Origin of the sequence: Caulobacter segnis, assembly GCF_031454995.1 — a bacterium.
GTDB lineage: Bacteria > Pseudomonadota > Alphaproteobacteria > Caulobacterales > Caulobacteraceae > Caulobacter > Caulobacter segnis_E.
In genome coordinates, this window is the sequence record NZ_JAVDRV010000001.1 from 240,098 (window position 1) to 256,017 (window position 15,920).

Annotated in this window: 15 protein-coding genes; 8 read left to right on the forward strand and 7 right to left on the reverse strand. The window is 68.6% G+C overall.

Translation table 11 applies throughout. The features are described 5' to 3' along the window. The first annotated feature begins 77 nt into the window (after positions 1-77). Positions 78-707 carry a DUF998 domain-containing protein gene (locus tag J2728_RS01140; protein WP_309995319.1) on the forward strand — a complete coding sequence of 210 codons (630 nt, stop codon included), beginning with the start codon at positions 78-80 and terminating at the stop codon, positions 705-707. A 20-nt stretch (positions 708-727) separates the two neighbouring features. After that, positions 728-1,279 carry a hypothetical protein gene (locus J2728_RS01145; protein ID WP_309995320.1) on the forward strand — a complete coding sequence of 184 codons (552 nt, stop codon included), beginning with the start codon at positions 728-730 and terminating at the stop codon, positions 1,277-1,279. A gap of 16 nt (positions 1,280-1,295) precedes the next feature. Here the strand turns inward: J2728_RS01145 and J2728_RS01150 are convergent, their stop codons facing one another. Beyond that, positions 1,296-2,858 (reverse strand): oleate hydratase, encoded by a 1,563-nt coding sequence (locus tag J2728_RS01150; protein WP_309995322.1) that lies wholly within the window; start codon positions 2,856-2,858, stop codon positions 1,296-1,298. 136 nt (positions 2,859-2,994) lie between these two features. Here J2728_RS01150 and J2728_RS01155 point away from each other — a divergent pair, with 136 nt between their 5' ends. Then, on the forward strand, positions 2,995-3,360 hold the full coding sequence (locus J2728_RS01155) for a thiol-disulfide oxidoreductase DCC family protein (RefSeq protein WP_309997546.1): 366 nt from the start codon (positions 2,995-2,997) through the stop codon (positions 3,358-3,360). Between the two features lie 62 nt (positions 3,361-3,422). On the opposite strand, the gene J2728_RS01160 is transcribed toward J2728_RS01155, so the two are convergent. Both J2728_RS01160 and J2728_RS01165 read right to left on the reverse strand, forming a co-directional pair. Then, positions 3,423-4,448: an AI-2E family transporter gene (locus tag J2728_RS01160; RefSeq protein WP_309995324.1), complete on the reverse strand. Its 1,026-nt coding sequence runs from the start codon at positions 4,446-4,448 to the stop codon at positions 3,423-3,425. 182 nt (positions 4,449-4,630) lie between these two features. After that, positions 4,631-5,251 carry a TIGR02466 family protein gene (locus tag J2728_RS01165; protein ID WP_309995325.1) on the reverse strand — a complete coding sequence of 207 codons (621 nt, stop codon included), beginning with the start codon at positions 5,249-5,251 and terminating at the stop codon, positions 4,631-4,633. A gap of 61 nt (positions 5,252-5,312) precedes the next feature. Here J2728_RS01165 and J2728_RS01170 point away from each other — a divergent pair, with 61 nt between their 5' ends. Genes J2728_RS01170 through uvrC form a run of 3 tightly spaced genes read left to right on the forward strand, consistent with a single transcriptional unit; the run spans position 5,313 to position 7,860 of the window. Further along, entirely contained in the window at positions 5,313-5,630 is a 318-nt protein-coding gene (locus J2728_RS01170) for a FitA-like ribbon-helix-helix domain-containing protein (protein ID WP_309995327.1), read from the forward strand. A gap of 3 nt (positions 5,631-5,633) precedes the next feature. After that, complete coding sequence (locus J2728_RS01175; RefSeq protein ID WP_309995330.1) at positions 5,634-5,915, forward strand: type II toxin-antitoxin system RelE/ParE family toxin; 282 nt, start codon at positions 5,634-5,636, stop codon at positions 5,913-5,915. Positions 5,916-5,943: 28 nt separating this feature from the next. Then, complete coding sequence (uvrC, locus tag J2728_RS01180; RefSeq protein ID WP_309995332.1) at positions 5,944-7,860, forward strand: excinuclease ABC subunit UvrC; 1,917 nt, start codon at positions 5,944-5,946, stop codon at positions 7,858-7,860. A gap of 3 nt (positions 7,861-7,863) precedes the next feature. On the opposite strand, the gene J2728_RS01185 is transcribed toward uvrC, so the two are convergent. From J2728_RS01185 to J2728_RS01195, 3 genes are read right to left on the reverse strand one after another with little or no spacing between them, the layout of a single operon-like run. Next, a complete protein-coding gene (locus J2728_RS01185) occupies positions 7,864-8,289 on the reverse strand; it encodes a type II toxin-antitoxin system VapC family toxin (protein ID WP_309995334.1) in 426 nt (141 codons plus the stop codon). A 19-nt stretch (positions 8,290-8,308) separates the two neighbouring features. Beyond that, positions 8,309-8,500, reverse strand: a complete 192-nt coding sequence (locus J2728_RS01190) for a hypothetical protein (RefSeq protein ID WP_309995336.1) — start codon at positions 8,498-8,500, stop codon at positions 8,309-8,311. Between the two features lie 52 nt (positions 8,501-8,552). Continuing rightward, entirely contained in the window at positions 8,553-9,713 is a 1,161-nt protein-coding gene (locus tag J2728_RS01195; protein WP_309995338.1) for an acetyltransferase domain-containing protein, read from the reverse strand. A 49-nt stretch (positions 9,714-9,762) separates the two neighbouring features. Between J2728_RS01195 and J2728_RS01200 the strand changes: the two genes are divergently transcribed. After that, a complete protein-coding gene (locus J2728_RS01200) occupies positions 9,763-11,823 on the forward strand; it encodes a TonB-dependent siderophore receptor (protein ID WP_309995340.1) in 2,061 nt (686 codons plus the stop codon). Between the two features lie 96 nt (positions 11,824-11,919). Continuing rightward, positions 11,920-12,459, forward strand: a complete 540-nt coding sequence (locus J2728_RS01205; RefSeq protein WP_309995342.1) for a hypothetical protein — start codon at positions 11,920-11,922, stop codon at positions 12,457-12,459. Between the two features lie 134 nt (positions 12,460-12,593). Here the strand turns inward: J2728_RS01205 and carB are convergent, their stop codons facing one another. Continuing rightward, positions 12,594-15,887: a carbamoyl-phosphate synthase large subunit gene (carB, locus tag J2728_RS01210; RefSeq protein WP_309995344.1), complete on the reverse strand. Its 3,294-nt coding sequence runs from the start codon at positions 15,885-15,887 to the stop codon at positions 12,594-12,596. Between the last annotated feature and the right edge of the window lie 33 nt (positions 15,888-15,920).

Genomic DNA, 15,920 nt, shown 5'->3' on the forward strand with positions numbered 1-15,920 from the left:
GGGCGGCCCCACGCCCATTGACCCCGCCCCCGCCCAGAGCGATTTTCAGCCTCCCCTTCCGCCCCGAGGCCTCTCCTTTGCTCCGCACCGGCGCTTTCCTGAAGATCGGCGTGATCGCGCCGGCCGTGATGGTGGCCGACGTGTGGATCGCCCAGCGGCTGTTCCCGGGCTTCGACGCCGGCGCGCAGTTCATCAGCGAGCTTGGTGGCCCCAAGGCGCCGATGCCGGAGGTGTTCAACATCGGCATGGTGATCGCGGGGATCGCCGGCCTGTTCGCGGGCGCCGGCTTCACCCATGCGCTGGAGCACGCCGGCGGCCGGCGGGTGGTCTCGGCCTTCGCCGGCCTGTTCGTGGCGCTGACGGGCCTGGGCGCGGTCTTCGCCGGGATCTTCCACTGGCCCGATCCGATGCACCGCGCCTGCGGCGTGGGCCTGGCCATCCAGTTCGCGCCGCTGTTCACCGCCTGGGCCCTGTGGGGCAGGCCCGAGCACCGGCGGCTGGCCAACTTCTCGCTGGGCTGGTTCATAGGCCTTTTTCTGGTGTTCGCCTTGCTGACGGGAGTCTGGAACGTCCGCACGGGCCACGACGTTGGCTACTGGCAGCGCGGCCATGCCTTCCTGGGCCTGCTGTGGCTGGCGGTGGCGGCCTGGACCCTGGAGCGGCACTGGAAAGCCGTCACGGCCCAGCCCGAACCGGCGGTCGCCTGACCACATCAGCGGGATACGCCATGACCGGACACTCACGCGCGGCGCTCGTCGCCCTGGCCGCTCTGACCCTGGCGGCCTGCTCGCCCCGGCCGACCGCGGAAAAGGCCGAGCCCGCCCCCGCGCCGGCGACCTCCGCGCCCGCGCCGACCGTCCCGGCTTCGGCGCCCGCCGCGCCGAGTCCAACCGTCGGCGGCGACGGCTCGCCGATCCAGCTCTCGGGGCTTGGCGCGGCCGACATGGACGCCAATTCGCTCGAGGGCGAGCTGGGTTGTAGTTTCAGCGCGGGAAACGCCCCGCCCCTCCTGATCGCCAAGGGCGATGTCGGTTCGCGTGACCCGGCCTTTGGCCTGGTCAAGGTCGGCGACTATGTCGAGCGCGTCGCCGCGCCCGGCGGCTTCGACGGCATGCTGAAGGGGGCGACCTTCAGCGGCGCCGGAAAGACCGTGACCATCGCCGTCACCGGCCCGGCGAGCGGCGGGGGCGAGTCGCCGCCCCGCCCCGCGACCCTGACCTATGATCGCGCCGACGGGGCCCGCCGGGTGATCGACGGCGAATGGACCTGCGGCCCCTAGCCCGTCGGACCTCGCCTCAGCGCATCGCCTTGGCCGCCGTGCGGAGCAGCACCGAAGGCGCGTGGTCGTGGCGCGTGACCGGCGGGATGGCGCGGTCGACGCCCATCAGCTGGTAGACGGCCGTCTGGGCCGCCCGCACCGAATATTCGACCGTGAAGACCACGTCGTCCGGGATCTCCACGAACTGGCTGATGAAGGCCAGGTTCGCCGAGGTCTCCGGGACCGGCGAGGGCCGGTCTTCCTTGCGGCGCGGCATGAACATCGAGGTGATGTAGGGCAGCCGGCAGGGCACGCAGGTGGCGGTCTCGAAGACGTCCATCTCCAGACCCAAATGGCCACACAGCTCCCTCAGAATCTCGCGCCCGCCGCACTCGCTCATCGGCTTGGCCACGAAGTCGCCGACCCGGTCGGGATGCAGGGCGTAGCCCCAGAACACCGACCAGCCCTCGGGCTGATCGCGGAAGTGCGGCTGGTGGTACAGCACCACCGACATCAGCCAGCGCGAGTCCTTGAAGGTCACCAGGCCGCCGGTCCCGGCCTCATTGCCGCTGAAGGCCTTCATGGCGTCGAAGAACCTGGGGTCGCGGCAGGTGACCGTGAACGACTCCCATAGGCTGCGGGTGATGGCGGTGTTGAAGGCGGCGGGGTTGCCGAACTCGGGGCGGCCGGCGGCGATCTTCTCCCACAGCGCCCAGCCCTGGCTGTCGGCCTTGGTCATGGCCGGCGGCGGGGCGTCCATGGTCCCCAGGCTGGTGGCGTCGGTCATCGAGCCGTTCTGGTAGAAGACCAGGTCATCCGCGGCCAAGTCGACCGTCTCGCGCCTGCCCTCGCGGTCCAGGGTCAGGCGGGTGACGCGGTGGCGGCCGTCCTCGGTGACGATATCCATGTCCGTGACGGCGGTGTCGCCGACGAAGTTGACCCCGCGTTCGCGCAGCCAGCGCTCCAGCGGCACGACGATGGCGTCATACTGGTTGTAGACCGTGCGCTTGACCCCGCCGAGCGTCTCGATGCGCGGGAACTCGTTCATGAAGCGGTGGAAGTAGCGCTTCAGCTCCACGGCGCTGTGCCAGGGCTGGAAGGCGAAGGTGGTCTGCCACATGAACCAGAAGTTGGTCTCGAAGAACGGCGGCGACAGCCAGTCGGTGATCGGATCGTCGCCCAGCGTCTCCTCGGGCGTCTGCATCAGCCGAACAAGCTCAAGCCGGTCCTGCATGGAAAAGCCCATGTGGGTCACGTCCACCTTGTGCAGGTTGCGATCGACCAGCCGCGCTTGGGAGTGGGCGACGACCTCCTTGTTGAAGGCGACCGTCTGCTCGCGCACCGTCTGGCCGGGCGCGTCGACGCTGGGGATGGTCGAGAGCAGGTCCCAGGTGCATTCGTAGTGGTCGGTGGTCAGCATCCGCCCACCGCGCAGCGAGTACGAACCGTCAGGCAGGCGCGAGCCGTCCAGCGCGCCGCCGAACACCTTGGGGTGCTTCTCGTAGATCGTGATGTCCGAGCCCCGCGCGCCCGCGTCGCGGATCAGGAAGGCGGCTCCGGCCAGCGCGCCCACGCCGCCGCCGACAAAATAGTGCTTCATGGCCCTCATCCTTCCGGTACGCGTGATCGAGGGCGGCATTCTCCGCCAGCGGGCGGCGCGGCTCCTTGAGGCGGGTCAACGATTGACGCGGGCGCCGGTCGGGCCCACCTGTACGACGGGTCTGGAGGGCGTTTCGATGGCTCGGGTGACGGTGTGGTTCGACGGCGCGTGCCCGCTGTGCGTCCGCGAGATCGCCCTGATGCGCCGGCTGGATCGTCGGGGCGCCATCAGCTTCATCGATGTCGCGAGCGAGGACGCCAGCTGCCCGATCGACCGCGCCGACCTGCTGGCCAAGTTCCACGCCCGCGAGGACGGCCAGCTGCTGTCCGGCGCGGCGGCCTTCGCGGCCATGTGGCGGGCGATCCCGGCGCTACGGCCCTTCGGCCTGCTGGCGCGGCGCCCCTGGGCTCTGAAGGCGCTGGACGCGCTTTACCGCCGCTTCCTGCGCGCGCGGCCGAAGCTGCAGAAGTTCTTCAAGCAGCGAGAGCTCGCTAACCGTTAGAGCAAAATCCCGCGTCATCCCGGCCGCGGCGAAGCGAAGAGCCGGGATGACACGGATTGAGGTTACTCCGCCGACTCCATCGGCGTCGGGTCGCCGTCGTGCGAGATCAGCACCGCCAGCCAGCGCAGGTCGTCATACTGGGCCAGGGCGTACATGACCGCCAGGGTCAGCGGGATGGCCAGAAACGCGCCCGGCACGCCCCACAGCACCGTCCACATGCCGACCGCGATCAGGCTGGCGGCCGGGTCGATGTTCTGGCTGTCGGCCTGCATCTTGGGCAAGACCAGATTGCCGACGATCGACGAGACGATCTGGATGCCGACGAACACGACGATCGCCGGCGTCAAGCCAGGGAACTGCAGCAGGGCGAACAGGGTCGGACCGATGCCCCCGGCCAGCACGCCCAGCACCGGCAGATAGGCGAACAGGAAGATCACCAGGCTCCAGAACAGCGCGTTGTCCAGACCCACGGCGGCCATGACCACCCACGACCCGGCGGCGATCATCAGGCCGGTGATCGACTGGACGTACATGTAGCTCTCGACGCCCGAGAAGCTGCGTTCCAGCACCGTGGCCAGGCCCCGTCCCCCGCGCGACGCGATGATCGACTGGACCCGTTTCTCGATCATCGACCGCGAGATCAGCAGGAAGAACAGGAAGATCAGGGTCAGGCCCAGGCCCGCCGACGCGTCCTGGACGCTGCTCAGCAGGCGGTCGGCCAGCGGTCCCAGCTCGACCTTCTGGGCGAGGGCCTCAAGGCTCAGCCTTCCGCCCGGCGCGGGGATCATCGCCAGCAGCTGGTCGATCCGCGCCAGCATGGCCGGCATCTTGATCACGATCCGCGAGGCCCCCTCGACCACCACCGCCATGCTGGCGACGATGATCCCGCCGACGATCACGGCGGTGATGACGAACACCGTCCAGCGCCGCGCCTTGGGCAGCAGGAGCACCACCCGCTCGCTCAGGGCGATGATCAGGATGGCCAGGACCAGCGCCAGGGTGAACGGCCACAGCACCGCGCGGAAGACGTACAGCAGGGCCGACGCCATGACGAAGTTCACCAGGAACGAGGTGCCGGGCTTGGTCATGCGGTCTCCGGGGGTCTGCGCTCGGGGGCGATACCATTTCCCTAGCGGCAAGCGCTACCGTCGAGAGGTTAGCGGATCGCTTTGGCTCACCGTTCTTTCGCCAAAGCCCCAAACACCCGACCTCCCCGGCGAACGCGGGGAAGGCCGAATTCATGGCGCCGGCTAGAGAACCAAGGCGCCCTTTATCGCCAGGCGTAGTTGAAGCTGACGCTGATGCGCTGCTCGTCGGCCTGGTTGGGCGTCACCTCGTGGCGCAGCCAGCTTTCCCACAACAGGATCGTTCCCGGCGCCGGCTGGACATAGACGAAGGGCTGCAGGCTCTCGGGCGCGTCGGCCAGGCGGTTGGGCGCGGCCATCATCATCGGCAGCCGCGGATCCTCGAACTTCAGGGCCGAGGCGCCTGGCGGGATGGTCACGTAGATCGTGCCGGAGATGACGCTGTGCGGGTGGATGTGGCCGGTGTGCTGGCCGCCCGGCTCCAGGATGTTGATCCAGAAGCTGTCCATGACCAGCTTGCCGGCCCCCAGGTCGAAGCACAGGTCCTTGGCGAAGGCGCCCGCGTGCTTGTCGAGCTTCTTCTTCAGGTCCGCGAACAGGCTGTCGCGTTGCGGCAGGTCGTTCAGCGAGGCGTAGGACGTGTAGCCCAGATAGCCCTTGTTATAGGCCCAGGCCTGGCCGGCCTCGTCCTCCTCGGCGATGGCGACGCAGGCGTCGTGCAGGTCGTCGATGAAGGTCTCGAAGCCCTTCTCGCCGGCGAGACTGGCTTGGTAGATCGGGGTGGCGAAGAGGCTGCGCGTGGTCATGGGGCGCGTCATACAGGCGCGGCGCGTTGACGACAAATAGGGAATGGAACATGATGAGAACATGCCTGACGGTGACCTCAACCTGAAAATCGATCCGGACCTCGCCGAGCGCCTGAGGGCTCGCGCCAACGCCGCCGGCCAGAGCGTGGAGGCGTATGCTCGAGACATCCTCTGGCGCGACGCCGAGCAATCGGGTCTCGCGGAGCGAGAACCGCGTTGGGACGGCCCCTTGGCGCGCTCTCCTGAAGAAGACCTCGACCAGGATTCCGAGGGCTATGCCGACTACCTCGACCGGATATGCGATGAAGCCGAGCGGACCGATGGCGTGCCTTTCGAGGTCTTCCGAGAACGTCTCCGCAATCTCGGCCAGCGCCGCTGATCCATGTACCGGGTCGTCGTCACTCCGGCGGCCATGGCCGATGTCGATTCTCTGGAAGACTGGCTTCTTGCCCGAGGTGCTCTTTATGCCCGCGAACTCGGCGATGCGCTCGGTGAGGCCGTGGATACGCTTGTCGACTACCCGGAGCGCGCGCCGATCAGCCGCAAGGGCCGCTATCGAGAACTTTACGTCACCTTTCACTCGAACCAGTACGTGATCCAATACCGAGTTCGCGGCAACTGGGTGACGATCGCCCGCATCCGACACAGCCTGGAACGTCGCTGAACGCGCCGGACTCGCCTATATCTGCCCCGTGACCGACACCACCACCGACACCTCGCCCGAAGTTGGCGCCTCTCCCCGCCTGACCGGCGCCGCCCTGATCAAGGACGAGGTCACGCGCCTGCCTGACGCGCCCGGCGTCTATCGCATGATCGGCGAGGGCGACGAGGTCCTGTACGTCGGCAAGGCCAAGAGCCTGAAGAAGCGGGTGATCCAGTACGCCCAGGGCCGCTTCCACACCAACCGCATCGCCCACATGGTCGACGCGACGCGGTCGATGGAGTTCGTGACCACCCGCACCGAAGCCGACGCCCTGCTGCTCGAGATCAATCTGATCAAGTCGCTGAAGCCGCGCTTCAACGTGCTGCTGCGCGACGACAAGAGCTTTCCCGAGATCGTCATCCGCCGCGACCACGACGCGCCTCAGCTCCGGAAGCATCGCGGGGCGCACACGATCAAGGGCGACTATTTCGGCCCCTTCGCCAGCGCCTGGGCGGTGAACCGCACGCTCAACACCCTGCAGAAGGCGTTCCTGCTGCGCTCGTGCAGCGACAGCGTCTACGAGAGCCGCGACCGGCCCTGCATGCTGCACCAGATCAAGCGCTGCGCCGCCCCCTGCACCGGCCTGATCGGCAAGGACGACTACCAGGCCCTGGTCGACCAAGCCGAGGCCTTCCTACGCGGCAAGTCCCGCGCGGTCATCGCCTCGATGGCCAAGCAGATGGAGGACGCCGCCGAGGACCTGGAGTTCGAGCGCGCCGCCCGCCTGCGCGACCGCATCCGCGCCCTCTCCAGCGTCGCCCAGGAGACCCAGATCAATCCCGAGACCGTGGACGAGGCCGACGTCGTGGCCCTGCACGTCGAGGGCGGCCAGGCCTGCGTGCAGGTGTTCTTCTTCCGCGCCGGCCAGAACTGGGGCAACCGCGCCTACTTCCCCCGGATCACCGGGGCGGCGGATGAGAGCGAAGAGGAAGGCGTCACCGAGGAGCAGCGGATCATCACCGCCTTCCTGGGCCAGTTCTACGACGACAAGCCGATCCCGCGCCTGATCCTGGCCAATGTCCAGCCGGCCGAAAGCGACCTGCTGTCCGAAGCCTTCGCGCTGAAGAGCGGCCGCAAGGTTGAGATCAGCGTGCCCAAGCGCGGCGAGAAGGCCGACCTCGTGCAGCACGCCCTGACCAACGCGCGTGAAGCGCTTGGGCGAAAAATGGCCGAAGGCTCGGCCCAGACCAAGCTCTTGGCCGGCGTCTGCGAGGCCTTCAAGCTGGAGGCTCCGCCCGAGCGGATCGAGGTCTACGACAACAGCCACATCCAGGGCACGAACGCCGTCGGCGGCATGATCGTGGCGGGCCCGGAAGGCTTCATGAAGGGCCAATACCGCAAGTTCAACATCAAGAGCACCGAGCTCACACCCGGCGACGACTACGGCATGATGAAGGAGGTGCTGCGCCGCCGCTTCGCCCGCCTGGTCAAGGAGGAGGAGGAAGGCGACGACGCCAACCGCCCCGACCTCGTCCTGGTCGACGGCGGCAAGGGCCAGTTGGACGCGGCGCTGGAGATCATGGCTGACCTGGGCGTCGACGACATCGCCGTCGTCGGCGTCGCCAAGGGCCCTGACCGCGACGCGGGGCTGGAGCGCTTCTTCCTGCCCGGCCAGCCGCCCTTCATGCTCGAGCCCAAGTCGCCGGTGCTCTACTACCTGCAACGCCTCCGCGACGAAGCCCACCGCTTCGCCATCGGCGCCCACCGCACTCGCCGGTCCATGGACCTGAAGAAGAACCCCCTCGACGAGATCGAGGGCGTCGGTCCGGGCCGCAAGAAGGCCCTGCTCCACGCCTTCGGCTCCGCCAAGGGCGTGGGCCGGGCCAGCGTCGAGGACCTCGTGAAGGTCGAGGGCGTCAGCCAGGCCCTAGCCGAGCGCATCCACGGATTTTTCCGGAAGGGGTGAGGGTCAGCAGGCGACGGTGGTCAGATAGTCGCCCCGCGCCCGCGAGAGGCCGAGAATGACCGCGTCACGCGTTGCTAGCGAAAACCCTCGCATCCGCGCCGTGGCGATCAGAAAACAATCGCCGGGGTCCTTGTGTCCCGTCTCGTTGACGACGCGCGCTGCTTCCAGAGATATCTTTTGCTGGATCGGCGCCAGTCTCGCGCCGAGGGCTCGGGTCGCCGACCTGAACCAGCGGTCTACAGGGTCGGCGCCCAGGTGCGGACGCCCGACCGCTCGGGGCTTCTGGGTCGCCACGGAGAGCTCCCAGGCGGATATGGGCGACACGAACAACGCCCCCGCCTCCTGGGCTCGGCCGACGGCGATCAGAGCTTCGTTCGACAGAGCCTCCTCGCCGCTCGCCAGCCAATAGAGGGCGTGCGTGTCGAGCAAGAGACTCGCCAAGCTCAGACTATGCCTTCGTGGGAGAATGGCCGCGCTTCAAGGCCTGCGACGCGATCGGCTTGGTTAGATCGACGCCCTTCTTGAGCGACAGCTGGCCTTTCAGGGCGCCAACGCCGCGCACGGTCACGAACTGGCCGGTGCGGGCATCGCGTACGCTGCGCGAGGTTCCTGCGGGATCATGTTCGATCGGCTTGGCCATGGGAGCAATATAGGTCGAGCCGATAGATCTGTCAGGCCCCTCGCCCGCTACCCTACAGATACTTCATCCACGCCTGCCCGCTCCGCCGCTTGAGGTCGCCGAACCAGCGGGTGGCCAGGCCGCAGGGGATCGCGACCAGCGCCGCCAGCAGCCACAGCGACGCGACGTTCGGCAAGCTGAACACCGCGCCCTGGTTGGGGCCGAACACCGTCAGGGCCGCCAGGTTCAACAGGTTCAGCGCGTAGATGTGGATCAGGTAGAAGAACAGCGGCGCGCCGCCGAACGCGACGAGGACGGCCGTCAGGCGGTCCGGCGCCCGCTCCAGCGCCGCCAGCAGGATCGCGCCGACGCTCAGGGTCAGCAGCAGGAAATCGGCCGAGGGCGGGTACTTGGTCACGTTCAGCACGCTCATGACCGTCAGCAGCGGTGTCGCTCCCTGGGTCCAGGGCGTGGGGTCGCCGTAGAGGTTGATCGCGCGCAGCACGGCTAGCAGCGCCAGCGACGCGGCGGCCAGGACCAGCAGACGCCAGCGGCGGGCCTGGGCCTCCATCCTGAACCACGGTCCGATCGCGTAGCCCAGCGCCGCCACGCCGATCCACGGCAGGATCGGGTAGGACGTCCGCGCGCGGCCGCCCCACGGCAGGTCGATGAAGCCGCGGTCGTGCAGGATCGCCCAGAGCGCGTGGCCCGGCGCGCCCTTCGGAATGGTCACCGGATCCAGCAGGTTGTGGCCCAGCACGATCACGAGGCCCACGGCGATCAGGGCCGGGCGCGGTAGGCGGACCAAGACCGCCAGCGCGATCATCGACAGGCCGATGGCCCAGATCACCTGCAGATAGATGATCTGGGGCGTCAGCGAGAAGGTCCAGCCGAAGTTGACCAGCGTGACCTCCAGCACGACCAGGAACAGGCCCCGCTTGAACAGGAAGTCGGCGGCCGCCCCGGCCCCGCCCGCCTTCTGGCCGTAGAGCCAGGCCGACACGCCCGTCAGGGCCACGAACACCGGCGCGCACAGGTGCGCCGACAGCCGCGTGAAGAACAGCGCCGGCGACGTCGTCGACAGGTCCATCGGGTCGGAGACCTGGGCGTGGATGAAGAAGGCCTCGCGCGTGTGGTCGACCAGCATCAGCAGCATGACGAAGCCCCTGAGGGCGTCGATGGCGGCGATGCGGCGGGACGCGGCGGCGAGGGACGAGACGGGAGTTGACAGCATGGCTTCGCCCGAATAGCCGATACTTTATAACATTACAACGGAGCTCTCCTTGCCCCTGCTCTCCAGCTGCGCCGCCGCCTGTCTGCTCGCGACCGCTGGCGCCGACGCCGCGCCCCCGACCGATGGCGCGGTCGACGAGATCGTCATCCTGGGCCGTCGCGCCGATCCGGCCGACGCCGCCCTTGGCGCGGGCCCGGTGACCCAGCGCATGTCGCCCTCCAGCCGCTCGGTCGAGCACGAGCTGATCGAGGCGGTCGGCGCCACGCGCCTGTCGGACGTGCTGGAGCTGGTCAGCGGGGTCAGCCAGCAGAACAACCGCGGCGGGGTGATGGACAACTTCGCCATCCGCGGCTTCCTGGGCACGCCGGACGGCGGGGCCGAGTACTATGTCGACGGCTTCCTGGCCAATCGCGGCCTGGCCCCGCCGCGCGACCCGGCCGTGGCCGAGCGCGTCGAGCTGCTGAAGGGACCGGCCGGCGCCCTGTTCGGCGACATCGACCCGGCCGGCCGCGTCAACATCGTCTCCAAGACCCCGCGTTTCACCCGGAGCCTCGAGGCCATGGCGACCGTCGGCTCGTTCGGCCTGCGCCGGGGCGAGCTGGACGTGGGGGGCCCGCTGAGCCAGGCGCTAGCCGGCCGCCTGGTCGTGGCGCGCGAGCACGCCGACGGCTGGCGCGACCATGTGACCATGGACCGCGCGACGATCGCCCCGTCCCTGACCTGGCGCCCCTCGGACCGGACGCGCCTGACCTATGTCGGCGAGTGGACCCGCTTCGACACGCCGTTCGACCGAGGCCAGCCGGCGGTGAACGGGGACGCGACCGCCCTGCCCGCCTCGCGCTTCTTCGGCGAACCTGGCGACGGTGTCACCCACTTCCGCAACCTGCGCCACCAGCTGACCGGCGAGGCCGCGCTGAGCGGCGAGTGGCGCCTGACCGGGGGCCTGGCCTGGCGCGAGGGCTCGCTGAAGGGCTTTTCCAGCGACCAGTCGCGGCTGGTCGGCGACACCCTGTGGCGCCAGCGCCGCCAACGCGACTACTCGGCCACCGACATCTCGGCGCGGCTGGAGCTGTCGGGCCGGATCGACAGCCCGCTGGGCGTGCATCGGCCAAGCCTGGGCCTGAAAGCCTACAGCCTGGACTATCACGAGGGTCTGATGCGCCGGAATCCCAGCGCCACGGCGACCTATGGGATCAACATCTTCAACCCGGCGTATGGCGGCCAGGCTCTGCCCCTGCTGCCGTTCACCGACAACCGCGAGACCCGTAGCGTCACGACCCTCTATGTCGAGGACCTGTGGGAGGTCACCGATCGGCTCAGCCTGACCGGCGGCCTGCGCTATGACGACTATGTCCAGAAGATCCGCAACCGCCGCACCGGGATCGCCGGCAAGGCCACGGGCCAGCCGCTGGACTACCGCCTGGCGGCCCGCTACCGCCTGACCGACGCCTGGGCGCTGCACGGCAGCTATGGGCAGTCGTTCGTGCTGAACTCGGGCCTGTCGCGCACCGGCGCCGGCTTCGCGCCCGAGCGCGGCAAGGGCGGCGAGCTGGGCGTGTCGGGCCACTGGAAGGGCGTCGACCTGGGCGTCACCGCCTTCGACATCACCAAGCGGAACATCCTGGCCAACGACCCGGTGGACTCGAACTACCTGGCCACGGTCGGCCGGCTGAAGAGCAAGGGCGTCGAGGGCGACCTGTCGGCCGAGCTGACCGCCGCCTGGCGGGTGGTGATCAACTACGCCTACACCCACGCCCGCGCCGACGACACGGCCTTCGCCACGAACGCGGTGCTGAACGTGCCCAAGCATTCGGGCGGCGCCTATCTGATCGGCCGCTTCCCCACCCGCCACGGCACGGAATGGTCGATGACGGCCGGCGCGGCCTATATCGGCGATCGGGCCGGCGCGATCGACGCCAGCGGCCTGCGCCTGCCGGCCTACTGGAAAGCCAAGGCGGCGATCGACTACGGCCTGACGCCGGCGGTGACCGTGCGCGCCGAGGTCGACAACCTGTTCGACGAGCGCTACGCGGCCAGCTCCTACAGCCCGGTCTGGATCTATCCGGGCGCGCCGCGGATCTTCAAGGCGTCGCTGCGGGTGGCGATGTAGCCCGGTCGCCGCGCCGACCATATAATTACAATCGTAATTAGTTTAAACTTGTAATTCCACAATCCTCCGCCATGCTGTCCTCATGGAGAGCGGCGCATGGCGGTCAAGGATTTCGGAACGCGGACGGTCAGGCGGTCTTGGACGCCGCTGGTCTTCTCGGGCCTGGCGGTCGTCGGGGCGCTGGGCGCGCTCCTGTTCACGGTGGTCGACCTGGCGCGCTTCGAGCGGGAGAACGCCTTCAAGCGCGCCCCCACGCCCGTCCAGCGCGCCCGCTACGCGCCGGTGGCGCGCGGCGAATGGCGGCAGGTCCGGGCCAATCTGGAAGCGCGGCTGAACCAGACCTTGCCGCTGGAGCTGGGCGCGGTGTGGGCCACGCGCTCGGGCCAGGTCTGCGGCCTGGTCAACGGCCGGGGCAGCTTCGGCGGCCTGACCGCCATGGCTCGTTTCTACACGGTCGACCAGCGGCCGGTGTTCCACCAGGACGTCGACCACATCGCCTTCCAGAAGGCCTGGTTCGAATGCCGCCGCGACCAATACGTGATGCTGCGCGAGGGCACGATGGAGCCCGGCTTCTGCGGCACCGAGCTGGGCAAGCGGCGGTGCTACGCGGTGAGGAACGGGGTTCGGGTGGAGTAGGTCAGGCTAGTTCCTCCCCCGCTTCGCGGGGGAGGTGGCCCAGAGGGCCGGGGGGGCCAGCTCGGCCTATGCGGCGTTCGCCCCCTCGGTCACTCCGTGACAGCTCCCCCGCAGCGCGGGGGAGCATCCTTGGATCACGCGTAGCTTTGCAGCGGACGCACGTCCAAGGACTCCGCCGGGGCGCCGGCGATGGCTTGGGCGGCGGCCAGGGCGCCAGCGCTGGTCGTGTAGTACGGCACCTTCATCATCAGGGCCGTGCGGCGGATCTCGAAGCTGTCTTCCAGCGCCTGCTTGCCCTCGGTGGTGTTGAACACCAGCTGCACGCCGCCGTTCTTCATCACGTCGACGATGTGCGGACGGCCTTCCAGCACCTTCTTGACGTGCTCGACCTGGACGCCCTGCTCGGCCAGATAGGCCTGGGTGCCCTCGGTCGACAGCACCTTGAAGCCGGCCGCCAGCAAGAGCTTCACCGGCTCGACGATCCAGGGCTTGTCGCTTTCCTTGACCGAGACGAAGGCCGCGCCCTTGGTCGGCAGCTTCACGCCGCCGCCCAGCTGGCTCTTGGCGAAGGCGCGGGCGAAGGCCGGGCCCATGTCGGTCTCGCCGTCACGCTTCCAGTCCAGGCCCATGACCTCGCCGGTCGAGCGCATTTCCGGGCCCAGCACCGTGTCGACGCCGGCGAAGCGGGCGAACGGGAAGACCGCTTCCTTGACCGCGATGTGGTCGTAGGGAACGTCCTTGAGGCCAAAGCTGGCCAGGGTCTCGCCGGCCATGATCTTGGCGGCGATGGCGGCCACCGGCTGACCGATGGTCTTGGCGACGAACGGCACGGTGCGCGAGGCGCGCGGGTTCACTTCCAGCACGTAGATGCGGGGGTTGTCGCCGTGCGGCTCCTCGATGGCGAACTGCACGTTCATCAGGCCACGGACGTTCAGGGCCAGGGCCATCTTCACCGTCTGGCGCTTCAGCTCCTCGACCGTCTCGGCCTTCAGCGAGAAGGGCGGCATCGAGCACGCCGAGTCGCCCGAGTGGACGCCGGCTTCCTCGATGTGCTCCAGCACGCCGGCCACGAACACGTCCTTGCCGTCGCACAGGGCGTCGACGTCGACCTCGGTGGCGCGGCTCAGATAGTGGTCCAGCAGGATCGGGTGCTCGAGCGAGATCTCGCCGGCCCCGGCGATGTAGCGCTCCATGGCCTCGTGATCACGGATGATCTCCATGCCGCGGCCGCCCAGCACGTAGGACGGACGCATCACGAACGGGAAGCCGATCTTGTCGCCTTCCGCCCGGGCTTCGTCCCAGCTGCGGGCGATGGCGTTTTCCGGCTGGGCGATCTCGAGGCCGTTCAGCAGCTGCTGGAAGCGCTCGCGGTCCTCGGCCAGGTCGATGGCGTCGGGGCTGGTGCCCAGGATCGGGATGCCGGCCTCTTCAAGAGCGTGGGCCAGCTTCAGCGGCGTCTGGCCGCCGAACTGGACGATGACGCCGGCCAGCGTGCCCTTGCTCTTCTCGACGTGCAGCAACTCCAGCACGTCCTCGGCCGTCAGCGGCTCGAAGTACAGGCGGTCGGAGGTGTCGTAGTCGGTCGAGACGGTCTCGGGGTTGCAGTTGACCATGATCGACTCGATGCCGATGGCGTCGAGCGCGAAGGCCGCGTGGCAGCAGCAGTAGTCGAACTCGATGCCCTGGCCGATCCGGTTGGGACCACCGCCCAGGATCACGGCCTTCTTGGCCGAGGACGGGTCGCTCTCGCACTCGGGGACCTGGCCCAGGGCGCCGGTCTCGTAGGTCGAGTACATGTAGGGCGTGCTGGCCAGGAACTCGCCGGCGCAGCTGTCGATACGCTTGAACACCGGGCGGACGGACAGCTCTTGGCGCAGGGACCGCACGGCGGCCTCGGTCTGGCCGGTCAGCTTGGCCAGGCGGGCGTCCGAGAAGCCTTGGGCCTTCAGGGCGCGGAAGCCGGCGGCGTCGGTCGGCAGGCCGCCGGCGCGGACCCAGCCTTCCTGGCGGATCAGCTCGGCGATCTGGCGCAGGAACCAGGGCTCGTAGGAACAGGCGGCGTTGACCTCTTCCACGGTCAGGCCGTGGCGGAAGGCCTGGGCGATCACGCGGATGCGGTCCGGGGTCGGCGTGCCGAGCGCGCGGACGACGGCGGCCTTGCCGGTGTCGGGATCATCGGCGCCGTGGATCTCGATCTCGTCGAAGCCCGACAGGCCGGTCTCCAGGCCGCGCAGGGCCTTCTGGACGCTTTCCTTGAAGGTGCGGCCGATGGCCATGACCTCGCCGACCGACTTCATGGCCGTGGTCAGCAGGGGCTCGGAACCCGGATACTTCTCGAAGGCGAAGCGCGGGATCTTGGTGACGACGTAGTCGATGCTGGGCTCGAACGAGGCCGGGGTCGCGCCGCCGGTGATGTCGTTCTTCAGCTCATCCAGGGTGTAGCCGACCGCCAGGCGCGCGGCGACCTTGGCGATCGGGAAGCCGGTGGCCTTCGAGGCCAGGGCGGACGAGCGCGACACGCGCGGGTTCATCTCGATGACGACCATGCGGCCGTCCTTCGGATTGACGGCGAATTGCACGTTCGAGCCGCCGGTCTCCACGCCGATCTCGCGCAGCACGGCGATCGAGGCCGCGCGCATCCACTGATATTCCTTGTCCGTCAGGGTCAGGGCCGGGGCGACGGTGATCGAGTCGCCGGTGTGGACGCCCATCGGGTCGATGTTCTCGATCGAGCAGACGATGATGCAGTTGTCCGCCTTGTCGCGGACGACCTCCATCTCGTACTCCTTCCAGCCCAGGACGCTCTCCTCGACCAGCACCTCGGTGGTCGGCGAGAGGTCGAGGCCGCGCTCGACGATCTCCTTGAACTCCTCGACATTGTAGGCGATGCCGCCGCCGGTGCCGGCCAGGGTGAAGGACGGACGGATGATCGCCGGCAGGCCGACGAACTCCAGGCCTTCCATGGCCTCGTCCAGGGTGTGGCAGGCGCGCGAGCGGGGCGATTCCAGGCCCAGCTTGTCCATGGCGTCGCGGAACTTCTGGCGGTCCTCGGCCTTGTCGATGACCTCGGCCTTGGCGCCGATCATCTCGACGCCGAATTTCTTCAGCACGCCCTGTTCTTCCAGGGCCAGGGCGGTGTTCAGAGCCGTCTGGCCGCCCATGGTCGGCAGCAGCGCGTCGGGGCGCTCCTTCTCGATGATCTTGGCGACCATCTCCGGCGTGATCGGCTCGATATAGGTCGCGTCGGCCACGTCCGGATCGGTCATGATCGTGGCGGGGTTCGAGTTGACCAGGATGATCCGGTAGCCCTCGGCGCGCAGCGCCTTACAGGCCTGGACGCCCGAATAGTCGAACTCGCAGGCCTGACCGATGACGATCGGGCCGGCGCCGATGATCAGGATCGAGGAGATGTCTGTTCTCTTGGGCATGGCTAACTCGCGCAAAGACACGGTCGCGCACAT